This is a genomic window from Bradyrhizobium algeriense, from assembly GCF_003062295.1.
Lineage (GTDB): Bacteria > Pseudomonadota > Alphaproteobacteria > Rhizobiales > Xanthobacteraceae > Bradyrhizobium > Bradyrhizobium algeriense.
Genome location: NZ_PYCN01000045.1, coordinates 20,261 through 36,918 on the forward strand (window position 1 = coordinate 20,261; position 16,658 = coordinate 36,918).

The window sequence follows — 16,658 nt, forward strand, 5'->3', positions numbered from 1 at the left end:
CAGAGCATTCCGCGCAAGTCAAGCCCGGGCACCGGTGATCCTATCGTGACGCTCACAGCTGGCCAGCGTGCCCGCGTCGACCTTGTCGGTCTTCACATGGGCATGCGCGATTGCCTTCACCTGCAATGGGTTGGCGATGACCACCCGCTTCACGAACGGCGACAGCACCCGTGACACCGCCATGCAGTTGCCGGTCGCTTCGATCACCACCTCGTCTATCGGTTGAAGGCTTTTGCCAAAGCCCTCCAGTGCCGTGCGGGTCATATCGACGCGACCGGCCGGTCGAAGTCTGCCATCTTCCCAGAAAACCACCTCGCCGAAAGTTCGGTGGATATCGATTCCGATTATGCGTCGCACGACGGGAACGGTGGGCGACACGACAACTACGGATCCGCGCTCACGGCGCAACCGGGCTAGTCGTAGAGGCGGCCAGCTACTAACTCGAGCTCGCAGCTCATCGTACGCATCGGCCTGCCCACACCTTCGTGCTCCCGGTGCCTCTGTCCAGGATGGTCGCACCATACGCCACGATCTTAAAAACTGCAGCCGAACATCAGCACCGAGAATCTTATACCGGTTACCAACCCCATCGAAAGCACCTTCGCCACCGTGCGCCACGCACCATCCGATCGAAGGGTTGTCTGTCGAACGGGACCGCACTCGCCATGGTCTTCAAACTGGTCGAGGGCGCGCAGAAAAGCTGGCGCCGTCTCGATGGCCACAACCAGTTGCCAAAACTCGTTCTTGGTGTGACGTTCAACAACGGGATCGAGGTCATCGCCAAGCCGACCGACCGTCAGCCCAAAAACGCCGCCGCCTGACCGGCCCCGCCGTCACCAAAAGTTGGCGATAGCTCGCTGCATCGGGACGAACTGGCTGGGCGTGGTCGAAAGGATCGGGCTGATCTCGTTATGGCGCAGCGCGACGGCGGAGATCGCGGCGAACTCCGGGGGGGGACCGCCGTGGTGTTGCCGCCGCAGCTTTGGAATTCTGAGGTTGACGTCACCCGTCCTGGTCGGCAGCGTTCGCTCCTAGCTGCCGGGCACACGTGTCCTGCCGGGCCCTGGCTGCGTTCATAACGCCCAGCACCTAGTCCGCTTCAGCCTCCAGCATTGCATTCAACCTCTCTTCTACCGTCCGCGGACCATCTCGCCCAGGTGATCCTGAATCCGGATCTCATCAATTTATATCACCTGACCCATGGCATTCCCATCGTTCATCATCGCTCCGTCATTCTAGAAGAAGCCGTCAATCCTGAAAGTGCGAAAGCGTTTGTACGTACGTTATCGCGGCGGCGGAGGCGACATTTACATCCGGGATGTCATTTTCTGTCGTTCTCCGACAGCGAATATGCTTCCGTTTCGCCGACGGTGGCCGTCGATCCGGCAATAGAACTGGTCCCGGTTGTCTGAACAGAGGTTCTGCGTCGATAGGCGGAGCCTCTGCCGGGGTTAGGCTGGCATGCGGAGTGGCAACGGGGTGAAGTAGGCTTGATCCGGCGTGCTGCCGTCAAGATTCGAATGGGCTGTTATAGAAATCGAGATATCGGCCGATCGAGCTGCGCGCCTCGCTTAGGCTGTCATAGGCCCGTAGGTACACCTCCTCGTATTTGACGCTGCGCCAGAGCCGTTCGACAAACACGTTGTTCCGCCACGCGCCCTTGCCGTCCATGCTGATCGCGATGCTGTTGTCGGCGAGCACGCCGGTAAAAGCCTGTCCAGTGAACTGCGAGCCCTGATCCGTGTTGAAGATGTCCGGCTTGCCGTGACGAGCCAAGGCTCTCTGTGTATCAATTGCATGGATGCAAGCCTTTTTGGTGCATTGCTACCAACGCAACGGTTTTGTCTTAGACGTCCATCCAAGCGATCGGCTATCGTTGGCGAAGCAGCTAGCAGTGAAACTGCTGATCTCGACGCGCTTTCGTCAAAAGCACCAATTGGGATGAGTAGCAAAACGTTGGCAAGCACGATCCCAACCGTAGCCCCGAGGCTCTACAAAATGCTGGCAATTACTGCCCTTCGATCAGCAGCGTATGTGCTGGCTCAGGGCCGACCTAGCGGAGCGGTTTGCGTCGAGTCTAGGCCGGTGCAGGGCGGCCGACATCTAGCTATGTTCGTCCATCTGTATACCGGGATGATGCAATAGGAGAGTCAAGTTTAAGCATCGCGCGGTCTCGGGAGCAGGGCGGTAGGGCCTCCCTTAGCTGATACCTGACACCGTGCTGACGCTTCGGATTACCAATCGCTCTCAGTCCCGCACCGTGCTGACTGTCCTATCATGTCGGTCGATCCGAACGTGAGCTTTCTGCCAACGGAACGCGTGGCGCTTATGGCTCGTACAAATGCTCGCAACAAACATTCAAGAGGTCGCAGTGAAGAAGTGTTTCTCTCGCATAGCTTTCGACAAGCTGCTTTCATTCGTCGGTCTTGTCGTTCTCTTGACTGCCGGTTTTACGGCTCCATGTGCTGCTCAGGACTTCCAGGGGGTTACAACCTTCCTTGATACGATTGTGAAAACTATCACCGGACCCTTTGGTACCGCAATCTCAGCTCTGGCTGTCATGGCGGTGGGCTTCTCGTTTATGATTGGCCGGATGGACTGGACCTTTGCAGTCTCAGTCATGATGGGTATAGCAATCGTCTTCGGTGGCGCCAGCTTTGTAAAATCCTTGGCCGCGCACTAATTCCACCGGTCGCGCGGACCCCTTCAACCGAGATCGCGGATCGACTCGGATTGCTTGTTTAAAGGAGAAGATCATGCAGCGCACGCCAGTCTTTCTTGGATTAACTCGAGAGGTCACTTTTGCAGGACTGCCTGTGATGCATCTAGTTTTCGTGATATGGGTGGTTATGCTTGGCTTCGTTGTCACGAAGTCATTTGTCTATCTGGCAGTGATGGGATCTGTTTGCTACGGCGTCCTGCGTACTCTAGCCGCCTACGATCCAAAACTCATTGGTGTCATCATCGCGACTGTGCAAAGTACACCGTTGACCCCTTCCCTGTTGAAAGGCGATGGCGTCGTGTATCGTGTTTGAGTTATCGCGAAAACATGCTCTGCGACGCGCTGGTCGCGAAGGCGAGCAACTCGTTGATGGATTACCGTATCTAAGTATCGTCGACGATGTCACCGTAATGTTGCGTGACGGCGATGTAATGGCGACATTCGCTGTCGAGGGGGCGAATGCCGACGCTCTCGACAACCGGCAGACAATCGAGCTGAGCAACGCTTTCTCACGCTTTATTGCGCAGCAGCGCGAGGACGTTGGATATCATGTTCATCGCATCTCAGTGGAAACCCGGCCCACCATGCGCGCTGTTGAAGGAAATCCGTTTAATGAGGAAATTGACAGGCGTTGGCAAACGTATCTTCAGTCTGTCGGATTGCGTGACCGGGTGTCGATGGTTACCATCGTAATTCGACCACCGACAAGAATAGGCAAGCTAATCGGTCTGTTTGGCAGTAACGACTTCTGCAGTAAGGATGAGGTCGTCGCCCGTGCCGTCCGGCTGGATCAGCTGATCAATACATGTATGGTCAGCGTAAGTGAGGCAAAGCCTCGCCGGTTAACCGTTTCTGGCGGTGAATGGCTCAGTTTGTTGCGCACGCTGATAGACGGGTCAAGAGGGCGTCTCATGGCCGGGAAAAAGTTCGTACCTGTCGCCGATCTTTTGGCTAGTTCGATGATCACGTTCCACGGCAATGTCTTCGAATGCGACAATCCGAATCCAGATCTCAAACGCTTCGGCACCATTATATCCCTCAAAGATTATCCCGCTGCGACGTATCCCGGGATATTCGATGCTCTCAATCTGCCGTATGACATGGTGATCTCGCAGAGCTTCACACCGATCGACAATATAGCCGCCCAAGGTAAGATCGCTCGCGTGCGGAGGCAAATGAAGGCTGCAGAGGACGCGGCCATTTCTCTGATGCTCCAGCTCGAACAGGCTGAGGACGACGTCGCTTCGGGCCGCGTCGTCTTTGGCAACCATCATTGCAGCATCGCCATATTCTGCGAAAGCCGACAACAGCTTGAGGAAGCAGTATCCTATGTCACTCGCGCTATGCAGGATGCTGGCGCCTCGATCGTCCGCGAAAAGTTCTCCGCCCGCGCCATATACTTCGCTCAGCATCCTGGCAATTTCAGCTACCGCGCACGTGCGGCAATGATCTCCTCTCAGAACTTCGGAGAATGTTGCGCCATGCACGGCTCGCCGAAAGGCAATGCGGTCGAGCAATGTCCGTGGGGCGACTATGTGACGATTTTTCCGACAGCGCGCGGCGAGGCGTTTCGCTTTAACTTTCATTTGCCCGGAAAATCAGGTCAGCGCACCGCTGGCCATACACTTGTGCTTGGCCAAACAGGGTCGGGCAAAACCCTCGGTACTGCCTTTCTGCTCAGCCAGGCGCATCGGCTTGGCGCACGCATTGTGATATTCGATAAGGATAGCGGTTTCGAAATGGCGGTTCGCGCGATGGGCGGAAGCTATTCCGCCGTACGTATGGGGCAGGAGCTTGGCTTCAACCCAATGCAGGCGGAGGCGGATGACCGCGGCTCGGCTTGGCTTTCCGACTGGCTTAGAGCATTAGCTGACAACGAGGGCGAACGACTTAATCCGTTGCAGTTGCACGCACTTAACGATGCCGTTCAGGCAAATGCGGCGGCTGATCGCAGTCTACAGAACTTCGAACAGTTCCGCAGCCAGCTGCGGGCGACGGATGATAATGGAGACCTCTATCAGAGGCTTAATCAGTGGGACCGCACTGGTCAGTTCGGTTGGCTGTTTGGCGGCAAGGGCCGCGATCCCCTCTGTTTTGATAGCCGGATCACCGCTTTCGATCTCACAGAACTTTTCGACAACAAAACCATTCGCACGGCGTGGTTGAGCTACGTTTTCAGGCGCGTGGAACGGCTCGTAGAAGATGAAGCGCCAACCCTGCTAGTGGTTGATGAGGCCTGGAAACTACTTGACGATCCTTATTTTGAAAGGCGTCTGAAGGACTGGATGCTAACAATGCGCAAGAAGAACGTTGCAGTGGTTCTCCTGACCCAGCGTGTGTCGCATATCGCCAACAGCGCTGCTGGGAGTGCGATTCTAGAGAGCGCAGTCACACGGTTGATGTACCCAAGTACTTCCAATACCGAAGCGGAACTTGCACCGCTCAACCTGACACCGACCGAAGGCGCATTCCTTCGGATGAGTAGTGTGGATAACCATCTCGTACTGTTCAAGTCCGGCGATGACAGCGTAGTTCTTGATTTCGCACTTGGCGCGCTCGGGAAGGTAATTGATGTCTTGGGTGGGGCGCCCGGCAATAAAGCGCCGTTAACCTGGCGTGGCATACCGAACTCCCAGATGGAAATGCTGCAATGAAGGGTCCCACCATATTCCTCGCCGTTGTACTTGCCTCCCTTACTGGGTGCCAATCGATTCCGGAGATACGGAAGAACGATTGTGGTTGCGCTTGGGAGCGACTTCATCTTCAAACCGAGCGAGCCGCCACATGAAAGTCGTTTCTCGATCTCTTGTGTTTACTTGCCTGATGCTTGGGGCGATCAGTCTCACGCCTTGTGAGGGGTACGCTGACGAAAGCCAGATTAGTGCCATACCGCTCCCGTCAGTCGGAGTATCTGGCATGGAGCCGGGTGGCGCACAGCCAACTTTCGACAAGAGAGCTGTGGAACTGCTGGCGTCCATAGTTGAAAGTGTTCGGGCACTAAGTGACGGGATAACGCAACTCTTTGCGGCGGCGTCCACAGCTGTTGCGGCCATATCAGGTCCAAAGCGCTTCCCAGTGAACAATGATGCGGCGGATATTTCGGCCCGCAAGGGAGACGCAACGCCGGCGGAAATGGCGAGCGCTGCTTTGACAGGAGCAACGGTTGGGTCTGGCGACATTCAGAAAGCGCTTTCGGGATTTCGTCACCGTTACCGTTTGGATGATGCATTTGCGCTGCGCAACGATAAGAGACTCGGCAAGATCGCGTATTTGTCGGCCCAAGCCGCCGTCACCGCCGGTACCGCGGAGGACTCTTACAAACGGGCCAATGCAAGCATGGAAAGAATCAATGGCTATATCACCGCGCTTGAGGCCAGTACGGATTTAAAAACCAGCGTCGATATTAACACCCGCGTAATGATCGAAGTCGCACAGCAGCTCAACGAAACGCTGCGGACCCAAGCGGCGATCGCGTCAGTGGCAGGATCGTACGTCATGGTGATGGGCTCGGATAGCGCCGAGCAAGACAGTATGCAAGATCTGCCAAACGACATCAATAAGTGATCGCCATGGGCCTAATTTCAAATATCGCTCATAGTATCGACATAACGCTTGTCGATTATGTGCAAGTGGTATTTCAAACCGTCGCTAACCCGATCCAAGCGCTACTTGGTGCGATAGCCTTGATCGCGCTTCTGTTTATCGCGCTGAACCATGTAGTGCAATTTAGAAGCGTAAACTACTCTATATATCTACAATGGGGGTTGCGATATGTGCTCATATATTCGTTCGCGACCATGTGGGAAAATTTCAAGGGCATTTACGTGATACTCACGCAAGTGCCGAGCGACTATAGCGCGCTTCTCGTGCGCGGAGTTGTCGCAAAGATCGCTGATTCTAGTCTCTATACAGCAAATATAGTGGACACGTATTCGGCAATGGACGAGTCTGCACGTGTCGTTCAGCTAATTGCCAAAGACCACTTTTCGCACGTCTCGTTCATCTCGATGTTCAAGGTCGGAAGGGCAATTCGGGACGTGTTTTTTGGTGCATTCGCGTTCACCGTTGGGGGTTTTTTTATCGCGGCGTGCATCATTATTGTGTTAGTTGGAAAACTAGGACTCATGGTAGCGATCAGTCTAGCGCCCCTGGCGATCACCATGCTGATGATGCCCCAAACGAAGCAATATTTCGAGAGCTGGGCACGCTTTACGGTCGGTTATGCAGTTATTCCATTACTGACAACAGCGCTAATGGCTGTTGTACTAAATATGTTGCTGGAGGAGACTCGTGCGGCGTCCAGCGAGTCATTCGTGGTCATCTTCATCATGATAGCGGCTACCATTCTCCTGTTCCAGATTCCAACTATGGCAAGCACCCTAGCCAGTGCATCGGTCGCCGCTGTTGGTGCTGGTGCAGCCGTCGCCGCAGCTTCCATGGCCAAAGGTGTGACGATGAGTGTTTTCGCTAAGGCTCAACGATTGCAGGACGTTGCCACCGTGCGTGCAGTGGAGGCTCAGGCCTCGCCGGCCATGGCTGCATCCCCGGCGATCAACGCGATGCGTCAAGGCGCTGGTATGCGGCAACGCCATTGGGATGACCGTGTAGCTCGCCGCGCAGCCGAACAATTGTCCCCTTGATTGGACAGGTATGAGCTGCTGCTAAATTCTTAGCAGCCCTCGGATTTAACCGGGCTCTTGTTTTGCGAACCAATCTCTCGACCCTTGCGACTAAGGGTTGCATTACTAACTAGTGAGTCGCATGTCTAAACAGTCAACCCAGCAATTATTCGAAGACGAGATGTTTTTTAGTCTTTGCGCGCAACGGAACAATTGGGCGAAGGTTGCGGTGGGTTCCACCACCGCGAGTCTGTTGGCATTAGGAGTTCTCATAGCCGTGCTGCCCCTCAAAGAGACCAAGCCGTATGTGGTTCTGGTGGACAAAACGACTGGCGAGGCTGAAAAAATCGTCCAAGTCAGGGCCGCAACGCTTGAACAACAGGAGGCCGTGCTTCAGGCGGAACTCGTTTCCTACGTCGTTGACCGAGAAACATACGATCCCGCGGACAACAAAACCAGGATATCTGACGTAATGACGCGCTCGTCCGGCAGCGCGCAGGAAACCCTAGCCGAAACTTGGCATTTGGGTTCCGCGCAATATCCACCCGTTGTTTACGGTGATGACGTGCGAGTGCGGGTCGCAGTTAAATCTATTTCCCTAATGCCTTCGGACGGGCGCAGTCCACCGGATCTAGCTCGGGTCCGCATCGCCAAGGAACGGGAACAAAAAGGACACGAGGCCGTCCGCCGCAGTTTCGTGGTGACTATCGGTTATCAGTTCAAACCGAAAATAAATGCTTCTTTGGAGGCAGTGTGGAAGAATCCGCTGGGCTTCGGCGTCTCGTCTTACCGAATTGATGCGGAAACTGCTGACTAGGTGTGGGGCTAAACGATGTACTTGCGATGGTTAGGGCTCGTTCCTTTTGTTTTGATTGTCTTGATAGCTTTCTTAAGTGCGGTGAAAGCGGAGCAATCCCCCAAAGCGGCGGCGTCAGATTGGCGCATCAAACGCTACGTTTACGATGAGAACAACGTCTACAAGCTCGATCTCTACTTGAAGTCAATCACGGCTATCCAGTTCGCACAGGGGGAGATAATCGAATCGATTCTCATTGGCGATAGTGCATCCTGGGAAGTGAACAAATTGAAGGTGGGCAATGTGATGAGTGTAAAACCTGTTATTGATCAAGCTCTAACCAACATGACGATCTACACTGATCGGCGCCGTTACACCTTCGAGCTGCAATCGGTCGGCGAAATAAAGGCGGGTATGCAGGCGGGAGCGCGCGAAACGTTCCGGACCAGTTTCATCTATCCCGACGAGATTAAAACGCCACATCAAGGTTCCGTCAGGGATCTTCCTACAAATTACGAATACATGGCCTCGGGTTATGCGCGGTTCCGACCGATTAGTGTCACAGACAATACCTTGCAGACGACTTTTATTTTGCCAAGAGGTGCGCCACGGCCGGCCATTTTTATGATCGGTCAGGATAGTGAGGAAAAGCTGGTTAATTCGCGCACTGACGGCGACCGTGTCGTCGTCGACGGCATCAGCGACTTTTGGGTGATGAGACTCGGCGATAATGCGGTCTGCGTGGCCAAAGCAAGTGCGGAGCGCATGGCAACCCAATGAGAGATGGTTCGGCGTGTTCGTCAGGTACTGACCATCGGCGCGATCGCAATGGTAGCAGAGGTGCCTGTGGATCCTGAGCGGAAGAGACTGCTTGACAAACGCCGCGCCAAGCAAATGGGCACGTCTAAGCGCAGAAGTAATAGGATGGCCGTTTTCGCCACCATGCTTCTAGGTAGTGCCATCTCAGCCCTCATTGCTATGGGCCCCACGCAATTCTTGAAGGTCATCAGTCGGACAGAAGATAACAGCCAAAAGGCTTCACAAGTCGATCTAAAGGTGGAGGACGTGCCTAGAAGTCATCAGCAACTCGACTTTTCAGTTCCGGAGGCGCCTCCAGTTAAGCAAAAGGCCGCCGATCCCGACGGTACGTTGGATAAGAACGTCCAAGACATAAGAAAAGAAATCGACGCAAACGCTCAGCCCAACAATGGCTCGAACGTTTCGCTCGCTGACGTCCAGAAGCTGCTGGACCGCCATAGCAAAGAACTATTGCTGAAACTGAAGGAGGATCGTGAGAGGGGGGAGACGGAGAATGCACGCCTTCGTGCCGCGGCACTACGATTGGAAGAAGAGCGCAAGTCGGCCCAGCGCGAGGCCGACAGGCGACGCGAGCTGGAGGAAACAAACACCAAACAAAGGCAATCCAAGGGTATAGTCTTGGATGACTCAGGGCCACAGCTTGCGTCCGGCTCGGAGGTAAAAACCTCGGTGTCACGAGTTCTCCCTGATCCATCGCATACCGTGGTGCAGGGCACCATAATCTCTGCCGTGCTTGAAACCGCTATCCATTCAGAACTGCCCGGGAATGTCCGAGCTCAGGTCGTCGAGCCCGTATTCGCGCTCGACGGCTCGCGTGTTCTGCTGGCCGCAGGGACAATCCTGATTGGCACTGTCGGCGATAAAGTGCAAATCGAGCAAAGACGAGTGCTAATCGCTTGGAATCGGGCCATCACTCCGGACGCCAAATCAATCGAGCTCGGCTCCGCAGGTGCGGACCTCCTTGGTCGAGCCGGTACCGAAGGGAACGTAGATAACCGCTATGGCGAGAAGATAGGTGCGGGTCTCATATTTAGCGTCGTCACCGCAGTGTCATCGACCATTCCCGCTCTCGCCGGCAGCAACAGGTCGTCTAATATAAGTCGCCTGCCAAACCGTACTGGGGGTACCGGGCCAGACAGCTCGAACACTACAGGCCAGGCGGTGTCCAACGTTGCAGCGACTATCGGTGGTCAGGGGAGACCTATCGTTGACGAATACTTCTCCCTTCCTCCAGTCATTCGTGTTCCGCAAGGCGAAGAAGTTCGGGTTTTCGTGAATCGGGATCTTGTTATTCGATGAATGACTTTCGGTCCAGTCCAGACGTCTCGTATGTAGAGCAGTATTTCAGCCCTCTAAAGGAATATCTCACGAACGATAATATCAATGAGGTGGTGATCAACCCCGATAGTTCCATCTTCGTCGAAGAGGCCGGATCGATACACATGCACAAGGTCAATGTCGCATTGCGGGCCAACGCCATCAAGCGCCTTGGAGTGCAGTTGGCGGGGGAGGCCCGCAACACTCTTGGGGTGCTTCATCCGATCGTATCAGGCCGGGTGAATGTTTGGGGCAACCCGCAGCGCGTCCAAGTGGTTAGCGAGCCTGCGATTGAGCACGGCGTGTCGCTGTCGATCCGCAAGTACCGGACGCGGAGTTTGGACGTTTCCGATATCGAGTTCGTCGAAGGTGAGCAGATCTCCGTGGACGCCCTCCGCCAGGAGCGCCATCGGACAGCAGCCGATATGGCTCAAGCCGGCAACCTGCAGGGTCTATTTCGACTGGCAATTGAGGAGAACTTTAACATTTTGGTTTCGGGGGGCACATCGTCGGGGAAGACAACGGTGGCACGCGCTTTGCTGGCGATGGCGCACTCCGACGAGCGTATCATTACCATAGAGGATACACAGGAGCTTTCTCCACTGCACAAGAATCAAGTTGGCCTAATTGCCGATCGCACGGCAAACTCTGCTCGGAGTCCGTCAAAACTCTTGGAAAGCTGTCTGCGAATGCGGCCCGACCGCATCGTTCTGGGCGAAATTCGCGGTGTCGAGGCTTATGATTTTCTTGAGGCGATCAATACAGGACACCCAGGCGCGATAACAACTATCCACGCTGATAGTCCTGAACTTGCTTTCGACAGGCTGGCCTTCATGGTCATGCGGTCAGGTGTGCGGATGTCCCATAATTCGATTGTCAATTACGCCAAGAAGACGATTGATCTGATTGTCCATGTGGGACGCCGCCGTGGCAGGCGCGGCGTGCTGCAGATCTACTTGCCGTTCGCCCGAACGTAAACTCCATGAACGAAGCATACAAAAGCGCGCGAACTGATTTGAGTACATCTGACAGAAGCGGAGAACGTTCCAACTTGGATGAGTTGGCGAGGCTTAACCTAACCCGTCTAGAAGAGCGGGCCGGCAGCGGCCGGATCCTGCGTAACTATATGACGATCGCGAAACGAAAAACACCCTTAGGATGGACACCATGATCGGGGAATGGACGCAAAAAGATGTTCTGGAGCGGTTCGCAGCACTGACAAAGATAGCCCGTCTAATGCGGCGACGGGTCAACCATGCTGGCCCGGCAGAATTGATGTGGCTCGGCGAGGCTGTCCAGGCAAAGGAACGGGCGATTGGCTATACTACCGAATGCATCGCCCAAGAGCTTCATAAGTTCGAGCCTCAGATCTTCAGTCCAGAACTCCAGGTGCGTTTCAAGGCGGTCGGCGACATCATCGACCGACATGTCAAGTCCGGCCCGATCGGAGTTAACAAGCGTCGGGCGTTGATTGAGAGGGCCGAGGCTTACATCCCCTCTTCCGCGGGTGTTCTGAGAGCCCATGAGCCTGAGGACGATGAGACGATAGCAAGAGCCCTCAATGTGAAAGCGTCCATGGTCTCTTACATCTTCGACAGAGAGATCGGCCGGCACCAGTACCACGCCGTGGATCGACCATTGGACGGCCACGATGCCCGGCGTTTGACTGATTCGCTCGGCAATCTACACCGCAAAGTAGATCGAAGGCTTGCTGAGAATGACTACATCTTCTCCAAGCCCGAGCATGATCGCGTCTTGGGCTCTTATCCTGATGAGATCAAGAGAGAGCTCGATGAGGCATACCTAGTCGTGCGCAGCAGGCCGTCAGATCTGACACTGGTGCGGGTCGACCAACAGGTGCAAGCGGGGCTGCAAGCGGCGATCATGTCGGACGACTCTTTGTTCTCATCGCCAGAAAGCTCGCCAGCAGCTTCTGTGACGACTTCTCCTCGGAAAATTGCGTCGCGCCGGCGCAAGCATGAGGAGATCTCCTCGAGCGATGAGATGCCCCAGATCGGCCTGGCGGCACGTCACCGAAGGCGCAGCGAACCTGGGCAGTCTTCGACGTCCAGCATCGTGTTGACGCCTCCTGGCCAGGCGGTCGACGCCCAAGAAGATCTTGTTGTAGACGGGCAAGCCGCTAACCTTCGTCAGTCGGATCGTTCGCTGCTGCAGGGGCCAGACGAAGGCATCGGATGGATTGCTCCTCGTGGGCGGCGCTCTGAGTCGAGCAATCAGCGTTCACCGCGGGAGCATCAGAGGAACCGTGGCGGAGGACTGGAGTATTGAAGGCTTCGGGAGTGCCTGTGGTGCAGCTGGAAAGCAGCTTATCGACGGTCCTTCGGTTTAAACGTCGTTGACCATTGACCTTGCCCGTTGGCTTAATCCAGTTTGAAATGCGCTCTGGCCAGAAGCATTACACTTGGTGCGCCGGGAGACCGGCAAGGAGTAGGCGGTGGAAGTCCATACAGACTCGGCTTCACCACGGCCGTCCCGTCGCGCATCGAGGTCCTCCGGGGTCGGTTCCTTGGGCATGTCCAAACATGGTGCAAATTTCGGTCGGAAGCAAGAATGTCCGAAGAATGCAGTATTATTCGGTCACTGGAGGCGAAAATGCGGGCCTTCCAAGAGTGGCTACGCTTCCCATGGGATCTTAAAACATCCCGCTTGCTCGTAGCTGGAACTCGCTCGTTTTGAGCGGTCGAGGGCCCATATGCCTCGGAGAAGTTGACAGATCGTCGAGTGCGCCCTTACTGTCCTTGTCCGAGGACAGCGCGCGGGAACCATGAAAAGTCAGGATATTGTCGTCCTGCTGAAGCTCGTGTGCTTGCAGGATCATGGTAAGCGTAGCGCCGATCTTTCAATTACCCATAATTTTTGCCTCGATCGCGGCTCCCAGTTCGATGTCGGTCAGCCGCGATAGTCCTCGCCAGATCACGGTATTTCCTGGAGGCGGATCGTTGGCTCGGGCCAAGTACCCGCCGAGCCGCGCGATCTTGACCACATAGTGCGAGAGTGTGCTTCGTCGAGAGCGATTGCCATCCCTGTCTTTCACCAAGTGATCAAGAAGCCTGATTTCAGGATCTGTCAGCGCCGTTTGCGGTAGGGCATTCGGCGAGGAACGATTGAGCATCGGCATCCAGAAGACGCGCCAACTCACAATGCAGAAAACCGCGATCAGATTGACCAGACGCTCAGCGGTTCGCAATTTCGACTCCTCCGCCTTGCAGCCCGATTTGAGGATCTTATGGAAGACCTCGATCTTCCACCTCAACCCGTACCATTCGATCTTCTCGATGGCGTCCTTGCGCGATTGGACCGGGAGATCGGTGAGGAGCTTCCACTCGATCTTCTTTCGCCGCTTCGGCCTTCCCCGCTCTTGAGCATGGATCACGGTCAGAGTGAGTGTACGCATCCGGCCAGCACCCCAAGCAGGCGCGATGGTCGGCGGCCAGGTGAAATGTCCTTCGTGCAACCACTTCGTCACCAGCACCATGCCGCTGCCGTCCCACGCCAGAAGCTTCACTCTGTCGGAACGTTTGGAGCGGAAGACAAACACGCTGCCATCGTAGGGACTCTTGTGCGTATTCCGACGATCGCGACCCCCCTGCGGCGCGACGATCAAGATGGGAATCCCGCGACAATCAGGATGAGAATGCGCTGCTGCTGGGGTGACGAAGGGAGGGCGTAGCCCGACCGGAGTTACCCCAGCAGCAGCGTTTACGCCCGAACGGGCCTCATTTGGCGGTAACGGCGGCTGGTAAGGGATCGGCTTCTCCTTCGAGAGGACCAATTCTTTGGCCGGCCGGCATGTCACCGATCAACAAATGAGGCTTTTCATGAGCTTGCGTCGTACCCATTCGCCCGCCGTCGCCGGTGCAAAGGCCGGTTTCAGCACCTCCGCCGCCTACCGGTTCGAAAAGGATCCCCGACTTCCCACGCAGAAGAAGTCGCCCCGCGAACGTCGCCGGGCTGATCCATTCGCCGATGTCTGGGAGAACGACGTTCTCCCTATGCTGAAGGCGGCCCCTGGCTTGCGGCCGATCTCCGTTTTCGAGGAACTATGCCGGCGGCATCCAGAGCTGGGCTCCGGGACGCGGCGGACGCTTGAGCGGCGCATTCGGGCATGGCGGGCGGTCAACGGCCCGGATCGGGAAGTGATCTTTCGCCAGGAACATCCGCCGGGCCGGATGGGCTTGTCGGACTTCACCGAGGTCGCCGATCTCGGCATCACCATCGCCGGCCGGTTGTTGGACTGTCGGCTCTACCACTTCCGTTTGCCCTTCTCCGGCTTCGAGCACGCCCACGTCGTGCTCGGCGGCGAAAGTTTTGTAGCGCTTGCGGAAGGGTTGCAGAATGCCCTGTGGTCGCTGGGCGGGGCTCCCGAGCAGCACCGAAGCGACAGCCTCTCGGCCGCGTTCCGCAATCTCGGCGCCGACGCCAAAGAGGATTTGACGACACGCTACGAGGCGTTCTGCGGCCACTATGGCATGACGCCGACCCGCAATAATCCCGGCGTGTCGCACGAGAATGGTTCGATCGAAAGCGCGCATGGCCATCTCAAAAGAGCGCTGGCAGATGCCTTGCTGCTGCGTGCCTCGCGCGACTTCGACGATCTTCCGGCATGGCGAGGCTTCGTCGACGAGATTGTTGGCCGCGGCAACGCGCGCAATGCCAAGCGCATCGACCAGGAGCGGATGGCGCTGAAGAAACTGCCGGTCCGCAAGACCGCCGATTATGAGGAGGTTAGCGTTGACGTCACGACCTCCAGCGCCTTCACGTTGCGAAAAGTGTTTTACTCAGTTCCCTCCCGCTTGATAGGCCACCGGCTGCGCGTGCGTCTTTATGACGACCGGCTCGAATGCTTCCAGGGCGCCACGCACATCATCACCTTGCGGCGCGGGCGAGCGCAGCCAAACGGCAAGCATGGCCATGTCATCGACTATCGCCATGTCATCCACTCCCTGCGCCGCAAGCCGATGGCGCTGCTCAATCTGGTCTATCGTGATCAGCTCTTTCCTCGCCGCGCCTACGCCCTTGCGTTCGAAGCCTTGCTTGCCAAACTTGGCGAGAGAGCAGCCTGCCGCGCCATGGTCGGGCTTCTGGCGCTCGCACATGAACGGGCCTGCGAGGCGGAACTCGGCGTTGTGCTGCAATCAGCCCTCGACGACGGCATCCTACCGGATTTAAAGGCCCTGATCGAACGCTTCCGCCCGAAGGGCATGGCACTACCGGTCGTCATCGTCACGCTGCCTTCGCTCGCCATCTACGACCAAATCGCCACAAGCGTGGGAGAAGCCGCGTGAACGCGACCGTCAAGATCGACGCCGCCCGTGTCGAACTGCTGCTCAGCGAACTGCGCCTGCCCGGCATCAAGCTGATCTGGGCCGCCCTGGCGGAGACCGCCGACAAGGAAGGCTGGCCCGCCGCACGCTTCCTGGCTGCGCTGGCCGAACAGGAGATGGTGGAGCGAAGCCGGCGCCGCTTCGAACGTCATCTGGAAGAAGCCCGCCTGCCACCGGGAAAGACCCTCGATGCGTTCGACTTCGATGCCGTGCCGATGATCTCGAAGGCGCAGGTGCAGGCGCTCGCCGCCGGCGACGCCTGGCTCGAAAAGGGCGCCAATCTCTTGTGTTTTGGCCCGCCTGGCGGCGGCAAATCGCATCTGGCGGCGGCGCTCGGCATGGCCCTGATCGAAAAGGGCTGGCGCGTATTGTTCACCAGAACCACCGATCTCGTGCAAAAACTCCAGATCGCGCGCCGTGATCTCGCGCTCGAAGCGGCGATCGCCAAACTCGACAAATATCACCTGCTGATTTTGGACGATCTTGCCTATGTCACCAAGGATCAAGCCGAGACCAGCGTTTTGTTCGAGCTGATCAGCGCCCGCTACGAGCGGCGATCGATGCTCATCACCGCTAATCAACCGTTCGGCGAATGGGGCAAGATCTTCCCGGATCAAGCCATGACCCTGGCGGCGATCGACCGTCTCGTCCACCATGCCACGATCCTCGAAATGAACGTCGACAGCTATCGCCGGAAAGAAGCTGTCGACAAGGCCCGTGGAGTGGGACGTCCGCCAACGCGCGCGACAATCAAAGGCTCATCCTGATTGTCGCTCCACGACAATCAAATCACGCGTCACCCAAATACCCCTTGCTTTATCATCGGACCGCGACAATCATCCTCTCGCCGCGACCGCCGAAATGGCCATCCTGATTGTCGCTGTGTCCCCATCCAGATTGTCGCGCTACACCCCCCGCTACGACGGATTGTGACCACCCATTCCGATCGATCGCGACCAGTGTGATGGTGCCGTCAGGTGCATTTTCTGATCTCAGTGTTTTGGCTCGACGTCAAGCGCGGTGGAGGCCGTCCCCGTAGT

At 56.5% G+C, this 16,658-nt stretch carries 14 protein-coding genes and 4 pseudogenes; 14 read left to right on the plus strand and 4 right to left on the minus strand.

Translation table 11 applies throughout. The features are described 5' to 3' along the window. Positions 1 to 60 precede the first annotated feature (60 nt). A pseudogene (locus C7G61_RS38415) lies at positions 61 to 357 on the minus strand (IS110 family RNA-guided transposase); the annotation flags it as partial. 222 nt (positions 358 to 579) lie between these two features. Between C7G61_RS38415 and C7G61_RS38420 the strand changes: the two are divergent. Both C7G61_RS38420 and C7G61_RS44205 read left to right on the plus strand, forming a co-directional pair. Then, positions 580 to 821, plus strand: a pseudogene (locus C7G61_RS38420) (IS256 family transposase); the annotation flags it as partial. A 336-nt stretch (positions 822 to 1,157) separates the two neighbouring features. Then, positions 1,158 to 1,412: a hypothetical protein gene (locus C7G61_RS44205; protein WP_145963764.1), complete on the plus strand. Its 255-nt coding sequence runs from the start codon at positions 1,158 to 1,160 to the stop codon at positions 1,410 to 1,412. Between the two features lie 39 nt (positions 1,413 to 1,451). Here C7G61_RS44205 and C7G61_RS38430 read toward each other — a convergent pair. Then, a pseudogene (locus C7G61_RS38430) lies at positions 1,452 to 1,806 on the minus strand (transposase); the annotation flags it as partial. A 565-nt stretch (positions 1,807 to 2,371) separates the two neighbouring features. Here C7G61_RS38430 and C7G61_RS38435 point away from each other — a divergent pair. The 10 genes from C7G61_RS38435 to C7G61_RS38480 all read left to right on the plus strand — a co-directional run bounded on the left by C7G61_RS38435 (position 2,372) and on the right by C7G61_RS38480 (position 12,562). Next, positions 2,372 to 2,683: a TrbC/VirB2 family type IV secretion system protein gene (locus tag C7G61_RS38435; protein WP_244608672.1), complete on the plus strand. Its 312-nt coding sequence runs from the start codon at positions 2,372 to 2,374 to the stop codon at positions 2,681 to 2,683. Between the two features lie 73 nt (positions 2,684 to 2,756). Continuing rightward, positions 2,757 to 3,035 carry a VirB3 family type IV secretion system protein gene (locus C7G61_RS38440; protein ID WP_108522839.1) on the plus strand — a complete coding sequence of 93 codons (279 nt, stop codon included), beginning with the start codon at positions 2,757 to 2,759 and terminating at the stop codon, positions 3,033 to 3,035. Continuing rightward, complete coding sequence (locus C7G61_RS38445; RefSeq protein ID WP_244608673.1) at positions 3,028 to 5,376, plus strand: VirB4 family type IV secretion/conjugal transfer ATPase; 2,349 nt, start codon at positions 3,028 to 3,030, stop codon at positions 5,374 to 5,376. Before C7G61_RS38440 ends, C7G61_RS38445 begins: the two co-directional genes overlap by 8 nt. 262 nt (positions 5,377 to 5,638) lie before the next feature. Further along, positions 5,639 to 6,286: a type IV secretion system protein gene (locus tag C7G61_RS38450; protein WP_190242171.1), complete on the plus strand. Its 648-nt coding sequence runs from the start codon at positions 5,639 to 5,641 to the stop codon at positions 6,284 to 6,286. 5 nt (positions 6,287 to 6,291) lie between these two features. Further along, on the plus strand, positions 6,292 to 7,362 hold the full coding sequence (locus C7G61_RS38455) for a type IV secretion system protein (RefSeq protein ID WP_244608674.1): 1,071 nt from the start codon (positions 6,292 to 6,294) through the stop codon (positions 7,360 to 7,362). Between the two features lie 121 nt (positions 7,363 to 7,483). Further along, on the plus strand, positions 7,484 to 8,158 hold the full coding sequence (locus C7G61_RS38460) for a VirB8 family type IV secretion system protein (RefSeq protein WP_108522843.1): 675 nt from the start codon (positions 7,484 to 7,486) through the stop codon (positions 8,156 to 8,158). A 15-nt stretch (positions 8,159 to 8,173) separates the two neighbouring features. Further along, positions 8,174 to 8,917 (plus strand): TrbG/VirB9 family P-type conjugative transfer protein, encoded by a 744-nt coding sequence (locus C7G61_RS38465; protein ID WP_108522844.1) that lies wholly within the window; start codon positions 8,174 to 8,176, stop codon positions 8,915 to 8,917. A gap of 144 nt (positions 8,918 to 9,061) precedes the next feature. After that, positions 9,062 to 10,255: a TraB/TrbI/VirB10 family type IV secretion system protein gene (locus C7G61_RS38470; RefSeq protein WP_190242172.1), complete on the plus strand. Its 1,194-nt coding sequence runs from the start codon at positions 9,062 to 9,064 to the stop codon at positions 10,253 to 10,255. Beyond that, positions 10,252 to 11,250, plus strand: coding sequence for a P-type DNA transfer ATPase VirB11 (gene virB11 / locus C7G61_RS38475; protein ID WP_108522846.1), 999 nt, complete (start codon positions 10,252 to 10,254; stop codon positions 11,248 to 11,250). Before C7G61_RS38470 ends, virB11 begins: the two co-directional genes overlap by 4 nt. A 190-nt stretch (positions 11,251 to 11,440) precedes the next feature. Continuing rightward, positions 11,441 to 12,562, plus strand: a complete 1,122-nt coding sequence (locus C7G61_RS38480) for a hypothetical protein (protein WP_145963765.1) — start codon at positions 11,441 to 11,443, stop codon at positions 12,560 to 12,562. A 571-nt stretch (positions 12,563 to 13,133) separates the two neighbouring features. Here the strand turns inward: C7G61_RS38480 and C7G61_RS44210 are convergent. Then, on the minus strand, positions 13,134 to 13,688 hold the full coding sequence (locus C7G61_RS44210; RefSeq protein WP_244608675.1) for an IS4 family transposase: 555 nt from the start codon (positions 13,686 to 13,688) through the stop codon (positions 13,134 to 13,136). 30 nt (positions 13,689 to 13,718) lie between these two features. Then, positions 13,719 to 13,907: pseudogene (gene tnpB / locus C7G61_RS45580) on the minus strand (IS66 family insertion sequence element accessory protein TnpB); the annotation flags it as partial. Positions 13,908 to 14,070: 163 nt separating this feature from the next. On the opposite strand from tnpB, the gene istA reads away from it, so the two are divergent. Together istA and istB are read left to right on the plus strand one after the other, a co-directional pair. Continuing rightward, a complete protein-coding gene (gene istA / locus C7G61_RS38500) occupies positions 14,071 to 15,579 on the plus strand; it encodes an IS21 family transposase (RefSeq protein ID WP_108522849.1) in 1,509 nt (502 codons plus the stop codon). Continuing rightward, positions 15,576 to 16,385: an IS21-like element helper ATPase IstB gene (istB, locus tag C7G61_RS38505; protein WP_108522850.1), complete on the plus strand. Its 810-nt coding sequence runs from the start codon at positions 15,576 to 15,578 to the stop codon at positions 16,383 to 16,385. The genes istA and istB overlap by 4 nt, the downstream gene beginning before the upstream one ends. Positions 16,386 to 16,658 lie beyond the last annotated feature (273 nt).